This window comes from Streptomyces sp. NRRL S-1022 (genome assembly GCF_000720135.1).
Lineage (GTDB): Bacteria > Actinomycetota > Actinomycetes > Streptomycetales > Streptomycetaceae > Streptomyces.
In genome coordinates, this window is the sequence record NZ_JOIU01000002.1 from 353,773 (window position 1) to 368,764 (window position 14,992).

Sequence of the window (14,992 nt, forward strand, 5' to 3'; positions counted from 1 at the left end):
TCGGGTCACGCCCGCATCGTGACCAGTTTCTGGCCGTTGTCCGCGATGATCTCGAAGTGCTGGATGGTCTCGGGGGCCATGGCGACCGTCCCGGGGATCGTGGTGCCGGACGGGTACTTGCCGGCCCACCAGGTGGCGCCGTCCGCCCTGGCTCCGTCGGGCCCGACCGCTTGCAGCCGGCAGGTGGTCCCGGCGGGCGCCCCCCTGGCCGAGACCTGCAGGACACTGCCCCAGACGGAGGACGAGACCCGCACCGAGGCGGAGACGCCGGTGGCGGAATCGCTTCCGGAGAAGGTGCGCGTGAACGCGGTCGCGCTCGAACCGGGCGGCGCCGCCACGCTGCCCACGGTGCCGACGGCGGCCAGCCAGGCGCCGCCGGCCGCCGCCGCGGTGAGCACCACCGAGGCGGCCGCGCCGGCCAGTTGCAGGCGCCGGGTCTTGCGGCGCCGGGTCGCGGCCTGCTGGAGCAGTCTCTCCAGCACGCCTCCCTCCGGCGTCCGCGGGGTCACGGGCACGGCGGGCGCCGTGGGCTCTTCGGGTGAAGGGCCGCGCACGGTTTCGCCCGCCCGTGCCACCAGCCGGTCGGCCAGGTTCCCGTCGGCCGTCGGCACCGTACGCCTCGAAGCCTCCGCCAGGGTCACCGTGGCCAGCAGCGCGGGCAGCCCCGCCAGCCGGGCGTGTTCCGCCTGGCACTCGGCGCAGTGCGCGAGGTGGGCACGCACCGGTTCCGCTTCCTCCGGCGGCAGGGTGCCCAGGACGTACGCCCCGAGCGCCAGCCGGAGATCGTCGTGCTCCGTACTCACGATCGCCACCTCCCGCACGACCCGGTCATGGCTCGATCCCGCGTTCCTGCAACGCCAGCCGCAGGGCGTGCAGGGCGTAGTACGTCCGCGACTTCACCGTGCCCAGCGGGATGCCCAGCACGCGTGCCGCCTCCACCATGGTCCGGCCCCGGTAGTAGGTCTCCAGCAGGACGGCACGGTGGTCCGGGGACAGCGACCGGACGGCGTCGGCGACCGCCCAGCTCTGCAGCGCCTGATCGATCTCGTCCTCGCCCGGATGCTGCTCGGCGGCCCGCTCCAGCGCCTCGCCGCCGGTCTCGGCCGGTCTCGCCTGCCGGGCCCGGTGGGCGTCGATGACCAGGTGCCGGGCGACCGTGCACAGCCAGGCCCGGGCCGGGCCGCGTGCGGGGTCGAACGCGGCGGGGTGCTGCCACGCCCGGAGCAGTGTCTCCTGCACCACGTCCTCCGCCCATTGCCAGTCTCCCGAGGTCAGTCGCAGTACGTAGTGGAACAGGGGGCCCGCGTGCTCGGCGTACAGAGTGCGCAGCAGTTCCTCGTCCGCGGTCGAAAGTGTCCCTTCACCAGAGACACGGTCCGCGGAGCGATCCGGACGGGTCCGCGGGCCACGTTTTCGGTTCCAGGGCATGAGCCGATCGTCGCGCATATGTGTGGCTTTGTCCTGTAACGCACGAGAGGGGGCGGGTGACGTCCGCCGAGCATCGTCGGTGAGGTGCTCGCACCGAACCGCGGGGGCGGCGTGCGGCACCGCCGGCGCCCGGCGTGTGTGACCTCCGGAACCCTGCCCGACCTGCGGCGATACCGATTCGTCCGGAAAAAGCGCGCATCTGCCGAACCGTGGGGCCCCCGCCGTCCGTGGAGCCGGACAAGAGCCGACTCCGGCGCGGTTCCGCACCGGTCCCCCACCGCACAGGAGGGGACGGAGGTGGCCGGGACACGCCACGCGACCGAAGTGCTGCCGGCGCCGTCCGCCCCGCTCCCGTCCGCGCCTTCGCGGCGCGCAGGGGTGCCCGTGCGGCGCGGGGCACGTCGGGGCGAGCGGCGGGCACGGGGCGACACCCCGGCCCGGCCGGCCGGTGAGGAGGGGCACGCGCCCCCGAACACGGCATCCACCACACATTCGCGCGGGTGCGCGCGCCGAGCCGGCGCGGTCCACGTCTCCGCCTGACCAACGAGGAACGGACACCATGTACCTGAACCTTCGCGCGCCGGGCCGCCGGTCACGCGCCGCGGCCGGGACGGCCGTCGTCATCGTCGCCGCCGCCGGCGCCCTGGGGCTCCTCAGCGCGTGCGGCCAGCCGTCGCACTCCCCGGCCACCGGAGCCGCTGCCCTCACACCCGGCCCCGGTCAGCACCGGACGCCGGGGATGCCCGGCGCCACGGGGCCGGGGGGCGCGCCGGGCTCCGCTTCCGGCACCTCGCCCATGCCGGGCATGAGCATGCCCATGAGCCCCTCGGGCAAGGGCGCCCAGGCCGCTCCGGTCGCCGGTGACGCGGTGGCGATCGAGAACTTCGCGTTCTCCCCGGCCACGCTGAAGATCAAGGTGGGCACGACGGTGACGTGGACCAACCGGGACACCGACGCCCACACCGTCACCAGCACCGGATCGGGCGGCCCGCTCCGTTCGGCCGCCCTGGCCCCCCACGCCACCTACCGCCACACGTTCACCGAGCCCGGCACCTACGCCTACCTCTGCACCATCCATCCGTTCATGACCGCCACCGTGGAGGTGACCCGATGACCGATCCCTGGGACAGCCACGAGGGAGCACCGGCCGAGGACACCGGCCGGCCCGATACCGAGCACGGGATGACCCGGCGTCAACTCATGCGGCACACCGCCTGGTTCGGAGGCGCCGTGGTGCTCACGGTCGCCAGTGGACAGGTGATCAGCCGGCTCGCCGATTCCCGGGAAGGCACCGCCGGGGGCATCGCCGGGGCCGCCGCCACGGAGAGCGGAGCGCTGCGGTTCGTCCAGGTCTCCGACAGCCACATCGGGTTCCAGGGTCCGGCCAACACGGACGTGGCCGGCTCGTTCTCCGAGGCGATCCACCAGGTCAACACGCTCGGCTTCCGGCCCGACTTCGTGATGCACAGCGGTGACCTCACCCACCTGTCCACGGCCGGGCAGTTCGACCAGGTCAAGCAGATGATGACCGGGCTGCGGACGGACCGCGTCTTCACCGTGCCGGGTGAGCACGACTCCATCGGCGACGCGGGCCGCGCCTACCGGCGGACCTTCGGCACGGGCACGCTCGGCGACGGCTGGTACAGCTTCGACACCCACGGCGTGCACTTCATCGCCCTGGTCAACACCCTGAGCCTGGAGAAGCTCGGCCACCTCGGCAACGCCCAGATCGACTTCGTCCGCAAGGACCTCGCCGGGCTGCCCTCGGACACCCCCGTCGTGGTCTTCAGCCACATCCCGCTGTTCGCCATGTACCCGCGGTGGGGCTGGAGCACGGACGACGCCCTCAAGGTCATCGCACTCCTGCGCCGCTTCTCCTCCGTCACCTGCCTCAACGGGCACGTCCACCAGCTGTTCACCAAGACGGAGGGCAACATCACCTTCCACTCCGCCACCACCACCGCCTATCCGCTGCCCCACCCGGGCCGCGCTCCCGCCCCCACCCCGCAGGTCGTCCCCGCCCGGCAGCTCAAGGAGGCACTCGGTATCCGCACCGTCGGCTACCGCCGGGGCGAGCGCGAACTGGCCGTCACGGACCAGAGGCTCGCATGAACACCCGACGACTCCTCACCGCCGCCCTGCGGCCGGCGACCGCCGCGACCCTCGCCGCCGGCGGATACCTCCACGCCCAGCTCTACATCGACGGCTACCGCTTCATCCCCGTCGTCGGCCCGCTGTTCCTGCTCCAGGCCGGCGTTTCCCTCGCCCTCGCCGTCCTGCTGCTGGCCGGAACACCGCCCCTGCCGCTGAGGATCGCGGCGGCAGGTGTCGCGCTCGGCGCCCTCGGCGGCTTCGCCGCTTCGCGAACCGTCGGAGTGTTCGGATTCACCGAGCACGGTCTGCAACCCGCGCCACAAGCCGCCCTCAGCCTCCTCGCCGAAACCGGCACGCTGCTGCTCCTCGCCGTCTGGCAGGTGACCCTGGCCGGACGCCCCCGCGCTGCCCGGCCGCCCGCCGGGACGGCCACCTGGGCCACCACCCGCACCCCACCCGGCTGAACCACCCGGAGGACACCCCCATGCACCTGCAACCACGCCCGGGGATCGCCTGGCCGAGCCCGCGCCTGCGGGAACTGAACCACGCCGTACGCGCCCTGCTCGGCCTGGACGACGACACAGCCGTCGTCATCCGTCAGCTCGTCCGTGACACCACCGGCCACCCACCGCTCCAGACCGTCGTCTCGGTGCTGCCCATGGAGGGCGAACCCCAGCGCTGGGTGCTCCACCACCCCGCCGAGCAGATCACCGAGCACGAACTGCGGGCCGCCCTGCTCGGCCACGGGCCGCACTGACCGGCACCCCGCCGTCCCGGACCTCGCGAGCGTCGTCACCTTCGCGCCGGTGCACGGATGTGCACCGGCGCGAACGGAACCTAGGCGTCACCTCGCGCGGTTCTTCGGCGCCGGTCCCGGGTCTCCTCCCCGCTCGCGGGCGCGAGGAGGTGGTCCAGCACGTTCGTCAGGCGCAGCATGCGCTCCAGGACGTCGGGCCGGTGGTCCAGGTACAGCGTGGCGCCGATGTCGGCGGCCCGGCGGCGGACCGTCAGCAGGGCGGACAGGCCGGAGGAGTCGATCCAGGTCAGATCGCGGACATCCAGGCGTACGGCGCCCAGGTCCGCCTGGCCGGCGGTCAGGTGCCGGGCGACCATGTCGGTCAGGCCGTCGCAGGTGTCGTAGTCGAGCTCGCCGGCCACCCGCACGATGAGCGTGCCGGCCGTGCGGTAGACGGTGACGGTGAATTCGGTGGGATGCAGAGGGGTCATGCGGGGAGGTGGGGGCCGGGGACAGGACCGGTGGGGCGGTCCGGCACCGCGGCACTGCCTTCGCGCAGGAGGCCGAGGGCGCGGGGGAACTCACGGAGCTGCTCGGCCAGGATGTCCAGGCCGAGCAGCAGGGAACGGGCGGGCACGTGCCTGGCTTCGAGTATGTCGGCGGTCCAGGTCAGGAACGCGGTGAAGACCTCGGGGTCGTCGACGTAGAGGGCGGCGGCCAGGAAGTCGACGATGTGGGCGAGGTCCTCCGCGGTGTGCTCGCGCTGGGCGTCGTCGTAGCCGCGCATGGCCGGGAACCGGGCTTCGAGGCCGGCCAGGGTCTGTCTGACGAGCACGGGCCGGGACTGGGCGACCATCGTGTACTCCTGGTCGACCAGGTGCGGCAGGTCGTCCGCCACCTGGCGGATCGCCGCCGGGCCGGGCCGGGCGAGGCCCGCCTTGAGCGCCGCGGCCGCGCCGCGGGCGTCGGCCGCCCACCGGTCGGCGCCGAGCAGGCGGGCGAGGCGGCCGTCCGCGCCGAAGGCCCGGCCGCCCGCCAGGACGGGGACGCCGATGGCCTGGCAGGCCGTGACGGCGGCGTGGGCGGCCGACAGGTGGGTCGGGAGCGATGCGGACAGCAGGACGGCGTCGGGGTTGGTGAGGTGCAGGTGGGCGACCAGATGGGCGGTGGGGGTCCGGGCGCCGAGGTAGTCGACCCGCCAGCCGCGCAGCCGGAGCACCTCGGCGACGAGCCGGGCGGGGAAGGCGTGCCATTCGCCGTCGACGCAGCCGACCGTCACCCGGCCGTGGTGCGGGGCGAGGTGTTCGGATGCCGTGCGGCGGTGGGCGAGGCTGGCGACGACCCGCTCGTTGATGGCGGTCGCGGCGTGCTCCTGTGCCACGCTGATGCGGCCGGCGGCCCATTCGGTCCCGGTCCTCTCCTGCACGGGTGCGATCACCTCCAGGAGCAGCGTCTCCTCGTCCACACCGTCGGCCGCCGCCGTGTGGAGGACGTCGGCGGCCGCGTATTCGTCGCCGTCGGCCACTGCCCGCCACAGCCGGTCCGGCAGATCGGCCGCCGCCGTGGGGTGCCTCACGTGCTCCTCCTGTTCCGCCCGGCCGCCCGCCCGTCGAGGACGGTCAGCGGGCCGGTCCGGGGCACGCTGATGGCCACGGCGGCCATGTCGTCGTGGCGGCCCGTGCCCAGCCACTGGGCGGCGAGCATCTGAACCCGTTCCACGACCGCTTCCGCCGGGAGGCCCGCACATTCCGCCAGGGCCCGGCGCAGGCGGCGTTCGCCGAAGAACTCGTCGCCGAGCGGGCCGCCGCGCGCTTCGGTGATGCCGTCGGTGTAGAGCAGGCACGTCTCCCCGGGCGCCAGCACCGTGCTGACCGTGTGCGCGGTGACGGCGGGCAGCGCACCGACCAGGGACCCGTGCGCGGCCACCTCCTCCACCGTGCCGTCGGCGCGGACGATCAGCGGCGGCAGGTGGCCGGCGCTGGTCAGCCGGAGCTGGGCGCGGCTGCCGCGGCGCCGGACGGAGGCGAGCACCAGCGTGGCGAAGCGGGCGTGGTGGGAGCTGAGGAGCGCGCCGTTGAGCAGGTCGAGCACGCGCTGGTGGTCGTCGGTCAGCGGCAGCAGGGCGTGCAGCGTGTTGCGGATCTTGCCGGTGAGCACGGCCGCGTCCAGGCCCTTGCCCGCTACGTCGCCGAGGACGACGAAGGTGTCCTGGGACGGGTCGGAGCCGGGGTGGACGTCGTAGAAGTCCCCGCCGACCCGCTCGTGGTCCTTGGCCGCGCGGTAGCCGCCGGCGTACTCCACCCCGTGCACGCTGCCGAGCTGCGGCGGCAGCAGCTCGCGCATCAGCGTGGCGGTGACGGTGGCCTGTTCGCTGTAGAGGCGGGCGGCGGAGAGGGCGGCGCCGGCGCGGGCGGCGAAGAGCCGGGCGAAGACCTCCTCGCCCTCCGTGAAGGACTGCTCGGTGCTGGAGCGCAGCAGGATCAGGGCCCCGGCGGGCACGCCGTGTCCGGGGAGCGGGGCGACGATCACGGAACCGACCGGGCCGGGGAAACCGTCCGGGGTGACCCAGTCGGGGATGTCGGCGGGGTTTATCCACCGGGCCGGTACGGGCGGGAAGCCCTGCAGGGCCTCGGGCAGGCCCGGGACACCGGCGACGTCGACCAGACGTGTGACCTGGGTGACGGGCCCGCCGTTGACGGCGTACGTGAGGGGGTGGCGCCGCCCTTGGGGCGGGCCGACGAGGACCGCGGCGTCGGCGAGGTGCTCCGCGGCCATGGCGGCGGTCACCTCCATGCAGCGCGGCACGTTCAGCGTGGACAGCAGGGTGCTGGAGACCTGCGAGAGGATCTCGGTGCGCGTCTGCGCGTCGCTCAGCGCGGCCTCCGCCAGGCGGCGGTCGGTGTCGTCGAGCAGCCACCACACCACGTCGCCGTCGGCGGCCGCCGTGGGATGCGCCTCGAAGTGGCGCTCCTTGATGGGTCCGCTCGGCGGCTCGGCGCGCGGTCCGCGCAGGCCGTCGCTGATGCGCCGGTGGGCGTCGCACAGCCAGGAGGGGACGTGTTCGTGCAGCCGGTCGCCGCCGGCGGCGCCGGGGAGGAGTATCCGGGCGGCCCCGTTGACGTCGACGAGGCCGCCGTGGCGGTCGACGATGAGAACGGGACAGGGCGCCTCAGTCCAGGTCGCGCCGACCATGTGGCCGGCGTCGGGGGGACGGGCGGAGGTACCGGGGGAAGAAGACACAAGCGGAGGCACGCACGTGCGCACCTCACCACCTTCCTGCCATGTGGAAATAGATGTCTTAGGGCAACAGTCCCGCACCCGCACCCGTCGCCGCAACCCGTCCCGGAAAGGCACACCGGACCATCACATTCGGTTCGGCCCCGGCCATTGCGGAAAAATTCGGGGCATGACAACGGTATTCCGGGGAAGGCGAGCGGCTGTCGCGGCCGTGGAACGACCGAGCGTGGAGGGTGAGAGCATCCGCCTCATGGAGGACGCAGACGGTCGCAGGGCCCGCTGGTGGGCGGCGCTGCGCCGGACACCGGTGGCCGTCTGGGACGACGACGTCACCGACTGGGCCGCCGCGCTGACCTACTACGCGGTCCTGGCCCTGTTCCCGGTCCTGCTGGTGATCCTGTCGATCGTGGGACTGACCGTCCCGACGGCCAAGCCGGAGGTCATCGACCGCTTGTCGCAGGCGGCCCCGGTCGCCTCCCGCGCCCTGCTGCGCAGCACCCTGGTGGAGGTGGCCGGACAGCCGTCGACGGCCTGGACGCTGATCTTCGTGGCCGGGGCGGGAGCACTGTGGTCGGGCTCCAGCTACCTGAGCGTGTTCCGCCGGGCGCTGCACGCCATGCACCGGATCAGTGCGGACCGGCCGGTATGGCGCACCGCTCCGCGGATCATCGCCACGGCGCTCGTCCTGATCTCGCTGCTCCTGACGACCACCCTCGCGATGTTCCTCACCGGCGGCCTGGCCCGACGGCTCGGCCGTGCGCTGCACCTGGGCACCGGGCCGCAGGTCGCCTGGGACGCGCTGCGCTGGCCGCTCGTGGCCCTGGTCGCCGTGGCCCTGGTGCTGGTCCTGTACCGCTCGGGGCCCAGACCCTCCCGCCCGGTGCGGAGGATGGCGCCGGGCGGCGCCCTGGCGGTGCTGCTCCTGCTGGCCGTCTCGCTCGGGTTCGCCTTCTACACCTCCCACGTCACGACCTATCACCGGCTGTACGGTTCGCTGGCAGGCGTCGTGGTCTTCCTGGTCTGGCTGTGGCTGTCCAACCTGGCCCTGCTGGTCGGCGCCCAGTTCAACGCGGAGCTGGCGAAGCCCGCCCGGCGGAAGGGAGCCGATCGCCCCTCACCTGCTCCTTAGCGCCCGCGGCCGCCGCCCGCACGACGAACGGGCCGCACAGGCGTACCTGTCGGCACGGCCGGGTGGTGTCGCACCGCAAACGCTGCTTGCCTTACGGCCCCTCGGGTACTGCGAGGGATTATGGGCTGTCCCCGCAGCACCCGGATCTTACGGAAAGTGATGTGTTCGTGACTCTTCCCGGCGGCGCCGACGATCGCGCTGAGGGCTCGGGTGACGAGTCGAGCGCCGGCGCGCGCGAGATCGCCGATGCCGTGGAAGTCCTCGCGAACCTGTGGTCCCTCGCCGCCCAGGAGGCGGCCGTACGGCTGTCGCTGCACCAGCTGCGGGCGCTGCGGACCCTGGAGGCGGCGCGGGAGCTGAACCTCACCGGCCTGGCGGAGCGCCTGGACATAGGGCTTCCGACGGCCAGCCGGCTGTGCGACCGGCTGGAGGCGGCCGGGCTGCTGGAGCGTTCGCTGCACCCCCGCAACCGCCGTGAGGTGCAGCTGAGGCTCACGGGTCAGGGGCGCCGGGTGCTGGGCGATGTGGCCCGCCGGCGCACCCAGGCCCTGACCGGTGTGCTGGCGCACATGGCACCCGCGGAGCGGGCGGCTCTGGTCCGCGGCATGCGGGCGTTCCTCGCGGCACAGGGCGGGGCACCGCCCCCGCCGACGGGGACGCCGTAGGGACGACGCTCGGGGCGCGGTGCTCAGGGCGTTCCGGTGGGGCGGCCGTTCCAGTCGACGCAGACGACGGCGGCGTCCGCGACCAGGCCCTCGTGGCCGACGTGTTCGAGCAGCCCGGCGACGACCGACCGCGCCGTCTCGTGCGGAGGCGTCTGCCGGGTCGCGCTCAGGATCTGGCGCAGCACGCTCTCGCCGAACACCTCTCCGGTCGCCGAGCGGGTGCCGTGGACGCCGGTGCTGATCGCGACCAGGCGGTCGCCCGCTTCGAGGTGGAACGCCTGCTCCTCGTAGAGGGTCTCCTCGAACATGCCCAGCGGCAGCTGGGCGTCGAGTGCGATGTGCTCGATCGTGGTGCCGCGCAGACGGTAGAGCTGGGGGGAGCCGGCGTCGACGGCGCGCACGCTGCCGGTGGCGAGGTCGAAGTGCAGCAGGAGGGTGGAGGCGTACGACTTGCCGCCGTACTGGGAGTAGACGGCCTGGTCGGCGAGGCACGCCTGGTCCGCGAGGCCGAGACCCGCCCGGCGGGCGTTGCGCAGCGCGCTGACGGCGAGGTTGGTGAGCAGGGAGGCGTCGATGCCCTGGCCCATGCCGTCGGTGACGGTGAGGGTGAGGTGGTCGGCGCTGGTGGACCAGTCGAAGTTGTCGCCGCCGATGGCGTAGGCCGGCTCCAGGTGGGCGCCGATGACGTACTCGTCGCGTACGCAGCCCCGGCCCGGCAGGAGCTGCCACTGCATCTCGGCGGCGAGGGTGAGGCGACGGGTGCGGCGGGCCTGGAGGTACAGGTCGGTGTCCCGGCCGGCCGTGGCCAGCTCGTGGGCCAGCGAGGTGGCGAAGTCGCCGAGCCGCAGGACGGTGCCCGGGTCGGTGGCGGTGCCGGGGACGCGTACGCAGAGCACGCCGAGACGGTCGCCGCGGACGGTGAGGGGCAGGTGGACCAGCCCGGCGGCCGGGTCGGCGGTGACCTCGACCACCGGTTTCTGCGTGGTGAAGGCGGTGCCCGCGGGACCGTCGTGCGCGGAGACCGGATCGCCGGTGTGCGGCAGGTGGGTGACGGGCTGCAGGACGGTCAGGCCGTAGTCGGCGAGGAGGAGCGTCACGTCCCGGGCGCCGAAGTGCTGCGCCAGCAGCCGGCCGGCCGTGGCCACCAGGGCGTGGGGCGCGGCCGCGCGCAGCTGGGCTTCCACGGACGGAACCGGTTCAGAGGCGTTCACGGTGTCTCCATCATCTCCCCTTGTGACCTACACGCTATCGCGACCGCCGACGGCTCCCGACGGTCGCCCGCGGCCGGACCCGGCAGCGGGTCCCACCGGCCCGCCACGGTCGGACCCGGAGGCGGGTCCCAACGGCCTGTCGCGATCGGAACCCGAGACGACCCCCAACAACCCGCCGCAATCGGAACCCGAGACGACCCCCAACAACCCATCGCAATCGGAATCCAAGACGACTCCCAACAACCCGCCGCAATCGGAACCGGAGGCGGGTCCCAACGGCCTGTCGCAGTCGGAACCCAAGCCGGCTCCCAACGACCCGCCGCGATCGGAACCCGAGACGGCTCCCCACAACCCATCGCAGCCGGAACCCGAGACGGCTGCCGACAACGGGTCGCGGTCGGAGCCGACGACGGCTCCCGGCAATCGGTCGCGGTCGGAACCAGAAGCGGCTCCCGACAGCCCGTCGCGATCGGCACCCGGGACGGCTCCCGACCGCCCGCCGGGGTCGTAACCGGAGACGACTTCCAACGACCCATCGCAGCCGGAACCCGAGACGGCTGCCGACAACGGGTCGCGGTCGGAGCCGACGACGGCTCCCGGCAATCGGTCGCGGTCGGACCGGAGGCGGCTCCCTCCAGCCCGTCGCGGTCCGAGCCGGGCGGACGGCGGGCGGGCCCGCGGGTCATCCGGGCTCCGCCCGGGCGCCGGGGACGCGGGCCACCCAGGCGACGACGGTGACGACGGAGCCCCGGCCGGGCCGGCTGTCCAGGCTGAACTCGTCCACCAGCCGCCTGGCCCCGCCGAGGCCCAGCCCGAGACCGGACGCGCTGCTGTAGCCGTCGGTCATGGCCCGTTCCACGTCGCCGATGCCGGGTCCGGTGTCGCTGAAGACCAGCCGGATCCCCCGCCGCGGGCCGTCGGCGAGCGCGGTGATCTCGACCTGTCCCCCGCCGCCGTGGACCAGGGTGTTGCGGGCCAGTTCGCTCGCCGCGGTGACCAGTTTCGTCTGCTGGACCAGCCCGAAGCCGAGCCCGGCCGCGAACTGCCGCACCCGCTGACGGACCCACGCGAGATCCGCGTCGGTGCCGATGGGAAGGCCGGCCGTGGCGGCCGGGTCCGGATCCGGGTCCGTCATCGCATACCCCCCGGAGCGGAGCTGCGGCCCCGGGAGCCCGGGAGGAGGCCCCCCGGCACCGGGGACGGCACCGTGGCCGAGCCACCCGGGAGGGAGGTGGTCATCGCGGGGCCGCACCGCCCGCGCGCCGGGAGACTTCGATGCCCTGCCGGGCGAGGGCGTAGGAGAGGGCGTCGGCCAGCGAGCCGGGGGTGAGCACCGGGCTCAGGTCGATGCCCAGGTGCACGATCGTCTGCGCGATGGCCGGGCGGATGCCGGAGACGATGCACTCGGCGCCCATCAGCCGGGCCGCGGCGACCGTCTTCATCAGATGCTGCGCGACCAGCGAGTCGACGGTCGGGACGCCGGTGATGTCGAGGATCGCGTACCGGGCCCGCTGCTCCACGACGGCCTCCAGCAGCGACTCCATGACCACCTGGCTGCGGGCGCTGTCCAGCGTGCCGATCAGGGGCACCGCGACGACGCCTTCCCACAGGTTGATCACGGGGGTGGCCACTTCGAGCAGTTGCTGCCGCTGCCGGGCTATCAGCTCCTCGCCGGCCAGGACCGTCGTCTCCATGATCACCAGTCGCAGCGTGCCCATCAGCACGGTCAGGGCCAGCAGGACGTCCTTGCTCCCGGACAGGTCCTCGCCGTGCAGCACCTCGGCGGTCACCGCCCGCAGCCGGCCGGCCTCGTTGGCGACCTGGGCCGGGCTGGTGCCGCTGCGGGCCCGCGAGGCGGCCATGCGGCCCAGCTGCTCGCGCGCCGAGTCGAACCCGGGGGCCGCGATGTCCTCCAGCCGGCCGCTCGACGCCACCTCCCCCAGCGCGTCCACGACGACCTTGCACGCCTCCACGGCCTCGTCGCGCGAGACGGTGAAGAGCGTCCGGAAGAGCGGCGCGTCCGCCCACCGCTGGGCGATCTGTTCGCGACGGCGCTCCAGGAAGGCTCCCAGCTCCCGCGCCGCCGCCTCTTCCGCGGCCCGTTCAGACACCTGCATCGTTTCCTTCCGCGACAGGCCGCTGCGCCGGGACGACACAACCGCGACAATTATTGCCTCATGACAAGTATGGTCACTGTGAGCGCGGTGAAACGACACAGCATCGCCACATCCGGTCACATCCGGCTCGCCCACGCCCGGCCGGGGCGGGGCGTCAGCGCCCGTGCCAGTCCAGGCACACCACCAGGGCGTCGTCGTCCGGGACGGTCCGGCCGCGATGACCGGTCAGCTCGCGCAGGATGGCGCGCGGCACCTCGGCGGCCGGCAGGAGCCGGGTCGACGTGATCGCCCGGTTCAGGGCGGCGTCCCCGTACGTCTCCCCCATGGGCGAGGCGACCGCGTGCACCCCGTCGCTGACGAAGACCAGCCGGTCGCCCGGCTCGACGTGGAACTCCTGGACCACGTAGTCGGTCTCCTCGAACATCCCCAGCGGGAGCTGCGCCTCGAAGGCGACGGGCTCGACCACTCCGGCGCGCAGCCGCAGCAGCTGCGGCGAACCGGCGTCCACGACCTTCGCCCGGCCCGTCGCGAGCTCGAACTCGAACATCAGCACGGAGAGATAGCAGCGCCCCTGGTAGTGCGCGTACACCGCCTGATCGGCCAGGGCCGCCTGGTCGTCGATGGCGATACCGGCCCGCCGGGCGTTGCGCAGGGCGTTGATGGCCAGGTTGGTCAGCAGGGAGGCCTCTATGCCCTCGCCCATGCCGTTGGTGACGTAGAGCATGAGGTGGTCCGCCGTGGCCGACCAGTCGAAGTTGTCACCGTAGATGGCGTACGCCGGCTCCAGCTGCGCGCCGAGTTCGTACTCGGGGCGGGAGCAGGCGCGGCCGGGCAGCAGCTGCCACTGCATCTCGGCCGCCAGGGTCAGCCGGTCCTTGCGCCTGGCCTGCAGATACACGTCGGTGTCCCGCTCGGCGACCACGATCTCGTGCCCGAGCACCTCGGCGATGTCCGCGAGCTCGCCCAGGACGCCGGACGCGCCGTCCCCGTCCGGGAGGGTGAGCGACAGGACACCCAGCCGGTCCCCGCGCACGGTGACCGGCAGATGGACGCGTACGAGCCCCTCGCGGAACGCCTCCACGAACGGCTCCTGGGCGCCGAAGGCACGGCCGGCGGCGCTGCCGTGCACCGGCACCGGCTCCGCCGTGTGGGGCGGCACCGACAGCGGCTGCAGGACGGTGAGGCCGTAGTCGGCCAGGTACAGCTCGACGGAACGCGCGGCGTACTCCTCGGTCAGCACCCGGCGCACGGCGTCGAACAACTCGTGCGGCGCCGCCGTGCGCAGGGCGCGCTCGGCGGTCACAAATCTGTTCACGACGGTCAATACACCTATCTTTCGACGGACACCCGGACCTCGCCCAGGCGACGAGGCCACCCGGAGCCGGTCGCGCCGATCGTCCGAACCATCTCTTGCCGCTCCCGGCACCTAGTACGCTGGCGGCCGTCCCAGTGCCTGCGAGAGTGTGACGGTGACTGTCTTCCGCGCCCGCCCCGAGCCCGCCGGGGTCGCACGTGTGGCCTTGACGGCCGTGGAGTTGCTGGAAGTCCTCTGGGGACGGGCCTCGACCGCGCCCGCCTCTCCGTCCCAGATGCGCGTGCTGCTCATGCTGGAGCACCACGACGGCATCAACCTGCGCACCCTCGCCGACTCCCTCGCCTCCACACCTCCGTCCACCAGCCGGCTCTGCGACCGGCTGGTCGCCGCCGGCTTCGTCGAGCGAGCGGTCAGCCCGGCCGACCGCCGCGAGGTGCGGCTGCACCTCAGCGGCCGCGGCCGCGCGTTCCTGGACGACCTGCGCGCCCGCCGGGAGCAGGAGTTGCAGGCGGTGCTGGAGCTGATGCCGGCCGCCAAGCGGACCGCGCTCCTGGAGGGGCTGGAAGCGTTCTGCGGCACGGCGGCGCTGCAGATACACGACAACGCGCCGCACGCCGGGGACCAGACGGCCTGAGTCCCGGGCCGGGCCACCGGTCGCCCCTGTGCTTCAGGGCTCGGATGGCCGGCACACGGAGCGGCCTCCGTCGACCGGAACATTGCGGATCCTTCCCCGGGCGTCACGACTCCGACACTTTGTTGCCTCACGGCCATTGTTGTCAAACGGCAACAGTTGGGCCCGCGAGTCTCCCGCTTCGGATACCCCGTGGGGCCCCGGACCCGCTGTGAGCAGCGTCTCGAAGGTGATTTCGGCGCGTTCCCCGGTCGTGGCCGCGCCTGGCCGCGGGCATGCGTCGGCGGGCCCGGCACCATGGTGCCGGGCCCGCGTGTCGGGTGTGGGGGGTCAGGTGGTGCTGAGCATGCCCTCGCGCAGCCGGCCCAGCAGTCGCGTGATCAGCCGGGAGACGTGCATCTGGGAGACGCCGAGGCGCTCGCCGATCTG

17 protein-coding genes are annotated in these 14,992 nt (G+C 73.4%); 7 read left to right on the forward strand and 10 right to left on the reverse strand.

Features of this window, described 5'->3' with window-relative positions:
• Positions 1–5: 5 nt before the first annotated feature.
• Positions 6–803 carry an anti-sigma factor family protein gene (locus tag IG05_RS0103325; RefSeq protein ID WP_030338893.1) on the reverse strand — a complete coding sequence of 266 codons (798 nt, stop codon included), beginning with the start codon at positions 801–803 and terminating at the stop codon, positions 6–8.
• Between the two features lie 25 nt (positions 804–828).
• Positions 829–1,428, reverse strand: a complete 600-nt coding sequence (locus tag IG05_RS0103330; protein WP_030338895.1) for a sigma-70 family RNA polymerase sigma factor — start codon at positions 1,426–1,428, stop codon at positions 829–831.
• 559 nt (positions 1,429–1,987) lie between these two features.
• On the opposite strand from IG05_RS0103330, the gene IG05_RS49000 reads away from it, so the two are divergent.
• From IG05_RS49000 to IG05_RS0103355, 4 genes are read left to right on the forward strand one after another with little or no spacing between them, the layout of a single operon-like run.
• Positions 1,988–2,542: a cupredoxin domain-containing protein gene (locus IG05_RS49000; RefSeq protein WP_234335751.1), complete on the forward strand. Its 555-nt coding sequence runs from the start codon at positions 1,988–1,990 to the stop codon at positions 2,540–2,542.
• Positions 2,539–3,540, forward strand: a complete 1,002-nt coding sequence (locus IG05_RS0103345; RefSeq protein ID WP_037812801.1) for a metallophosphoesterase family protein — start codon at positions 2,539–2,541, stop codon at positions 3,538–3,540. The genes IG05_RS49000 and IG05_RS0103345 overlap by 4 nt, the downstream gene beginning before the upstream one ends.
• Positions 3,537–3,986 (forward strand): hypothetical protein, encoded by a 450-nt coding sequence (locus IG05_RS0103350; RefSeq protein WP_030338900.1) that lies wholly within the window; start codon positions 3,537–3,539, stop codon positions 3,984–3,986. The genes IG05_RS0103345 and IG05_RS0103350 overlap by 4 nt, the downstream gene beginning before the upstream one ends.
• Before the next feature lie 20 nt (positions 3,987–4,006).
• The gene (locus tag IG05_RS0103355) at positions 4,007–4,279 is read left to right on the forward strand and encodes a hypothetical protein (protein ID WP_030338902.1); all 273 of its coding nucleotides are present in this window, start codon (positions 4,007–4,009) and stop codon (positions 4,277–4,279) included.
• A gap of 80 nt (positions 4,280–4,359) precedes the next feature.
• Here IG05_RS0103355 and IG05_RS0103360 read toward each other — a convergent pair whose 3' ends face one another.
• Genes IG05_RS0103360 through IG05_RS0103370 form a run of 3 tightly spaced genes read right to left on the reverse strand, consistent with a single transcriptional unit; the run spans position 4,360 to position 7,450 of the window.
• Positions 4,360–4,749: an STAS domain-containing protein gene (locus IG05_RS0103360; RefSeq protein ID WP_030338904.1), complete on the reverse strand. Its 390-nt coding sequence runs from the start codon at positions 4,747–4,749 to the stop codon at positions 4,360–4,362.
• On the reverse strand, positions 4,746–5,834 hold the full coding sequence (locus tag IG05_RS0103365) for a cobalamin B12-binding domain-containing protein (protein WP_030338906.1): 1,089 nt from the start codon (positions 5,832–5,834) through the stop codon (positions 4,746–4,748). The genes IG05_RS0103360 and IG05_RS0103365 overlap by 4 nt, the downstream gene beginning before the upstream one ends.
• Positions 5,831–7,450, reverse strand: coding sequence for a PP2C family protein-serine/threonine phosphatase (locus IG05_RS0103370; RefSeq protein WP_051789471.1), 1,620 nt, complete (start codon positions 7,448–7,450; stop codon positions 5,831–5,833). Before IG05_RS0103370 ends, IG05_RS0103365 begins: the two co-directional genes overlap by 4 nt.
• A gap of 295 nt (positions 7,451–7,745) precedes the next feature.
• Here IG05_RS0103370 and IG05_RS0103375 point away from each other — a divergent pair, with 295 nt between their 5' ends.
• On the forward strand, positions 7,746–8,624 hold the full coding sequence (locus IG05_RS0103375; RefSeq protein ID WP_037812844.1) for a YihY/virulence factor BrkB family protein: 879 nt from the start codon (positions 7,746–7,748) through the stop codon (positions 8,622–8,624).
• A gap of 167 nt (positions 8,625–8,791) precedes the next feature.
• Positions 8,792–9,289: a MarR family winged helix-turn-helix transcriptional regulator gene (locus IG05_RS0103380; protein ID WP_037812847.1), complete on the forward strand. Its 498-nt coding sequence runs from the start codon at positions 8,792–8,794 to the stop codon at positions 9,287–9,289.
• 23 nt (positions 9,290–9,312) lie between these two features.
• Here IG05_RS0103380 and IG05_RS0103385 read toward each other — a convergent pair whose 3' ends face one another.
• From IG05_RS0103385 to IG05_RS0103400, 4 genes are all read right to left on the reverse strand, one after another.
• Complete coding sequence (locus tag IG05_RS0103385) at positions 9,313–10,500, reverse strand: PP2C family protein-serine/threonine phosphatase (protein WP_030338914.1); 1,188 nt, start codon at positions 10,498–10,500, stop codon at positions 9,313–9,315.
• Positions 10,501–11,182: 682 nt separating this feature from the next.
• Positions 11,183–11,635 carry an anti-sigma regulatory factor gene (locus IG05_RS0103390; RefSeq protein ID WP_030338916.1) on the reverse strand — a complete coding sequence of 151 codons (453 nt, stop codon included), beginning with the start codon at positions 11,633–11,635 and terminating at the stop codon, positions 11,183–11,185.
• 100 nt (positions 11,636–11,735) lie between these two features.
• Positions 11,736–12,617 (reverse strand): STAS domain-containing protein, encoded by an 882-nt coding sequence (locus IG05_RS0103395; RefSeq protein ID WP_030338918.1) that lies wholly within the window; start codon positions 12,615–12,617, stop codon positions 11,736–11,738.
• Between the two features lie 154 nt (positions 12,618–12,771).
• Entirely contained in the window at positions 12,772–13,932 is a 1,161-nt protein-coding gene (locus IG05_RS0103400) for a PP2C family protein-serine/threonine phosphatase (protein WP_030338919.1), read from the reverse strand.
• A gap of 148 nt (positions 13,933–14,080) precedes the next feature.
• On the opposite strand from IG05_RS0103400, the gene IG05_RS0103405 reads away from it, so the two are divergent.
• On the forward strand, positions 14,081–14,566 hold the full coding sequence (locus IG05_RS0103405; RefSeq protein WP_063760066.1) for a MarR family winged helix-turn-helix transcriptional regulator: 486 nt from the start codon (positions 14,081–14,083) through the stop codon (positions 14,564–14,566).
• A gap of 327 nt (positions 14,567–14,893) precedes the next feature.
• Here the strand turns inward: IG05_RS0103405 and IG05_RS44575 are convergent.
• Positions 14,894–14,992: sigma factor-like helix-turn-helix DNA-binding protein (locus tag IG05_RS44575; protein ID WP_267883298.1), on the reverse strand; the 99-nt coding region annotated here is incomplete at its 5' end.

Coding starts and splice junctions, on each gene's coding strand:
- IG05_RS0103330 (WP_030338895.1), bottom strand. CDS start 1,428: ATGCCCTGGAACCGAAAACGTGGCCCGCGGACCCGTCCGGATCGCTCC.
- IG05_RS49000 (WP_234335751.1), top strand. CDS start 1,988: ATGTACCTGAACCTTCGCGCGCCGGGCCGCCGGTCACGCGCCGCGGCC.
- IG05_RS0103345 (WP_037812801.1), top strand. CDS start 2,539: ATGACCGATCCCTGGGACAGCCACGAGGGAGCACCGGCCGAGGACACC.
- IG05_RS0103350 (WP_030338900.1), top strand. CDS start 3,537: ATGAACACCCGACGACTCCTCACCGCCGCCCTGCGGCCGGCGACCGCC.
- IG05_RS0103355 (WP_030338902.1), top strand. CDS start 4,007: ATGCACCTGCAACCACGCCCGGGGATCGCCTGGCCGAGCCCGCGCCTG.
- IG05_RS0103360 (WP_030338904.1), bottom strand. CDS start 4,749: ATGACCCCTCTGCATCCCACCGAATTCACCGTCACCGTCTACCGCACG.
- IG05_RS0103370 (WP_051789471.1), bottom strand. CDS start 7,450: ATGGTCGGCGCGACCTGGACTGAGGCGCCCTGTCCCGTTCTCATCGTC.
- IG05_RS0103375 (WP_037812844.1), top strand. CDS start 7,746: ATGGAGGACGCAGACGGTCGCAGGGCCCGCTGGTGGGCGGCGCTGCGC.
- IG05_RS0103390 (WP_030338916.1), bottom strand. CDS start 11,635: ATGACGGACCCGGATCCGGACCCGGCCGCCACGGCCGGCCTTCCCATC.
- IG05_RS0103395 (WP_030338918.1), bottom strand. CDS start 12,617: ATGCAGGTGTCTGAACGGGCCGCGGAAGAGGCGGCGGCGCGGGAGCTG.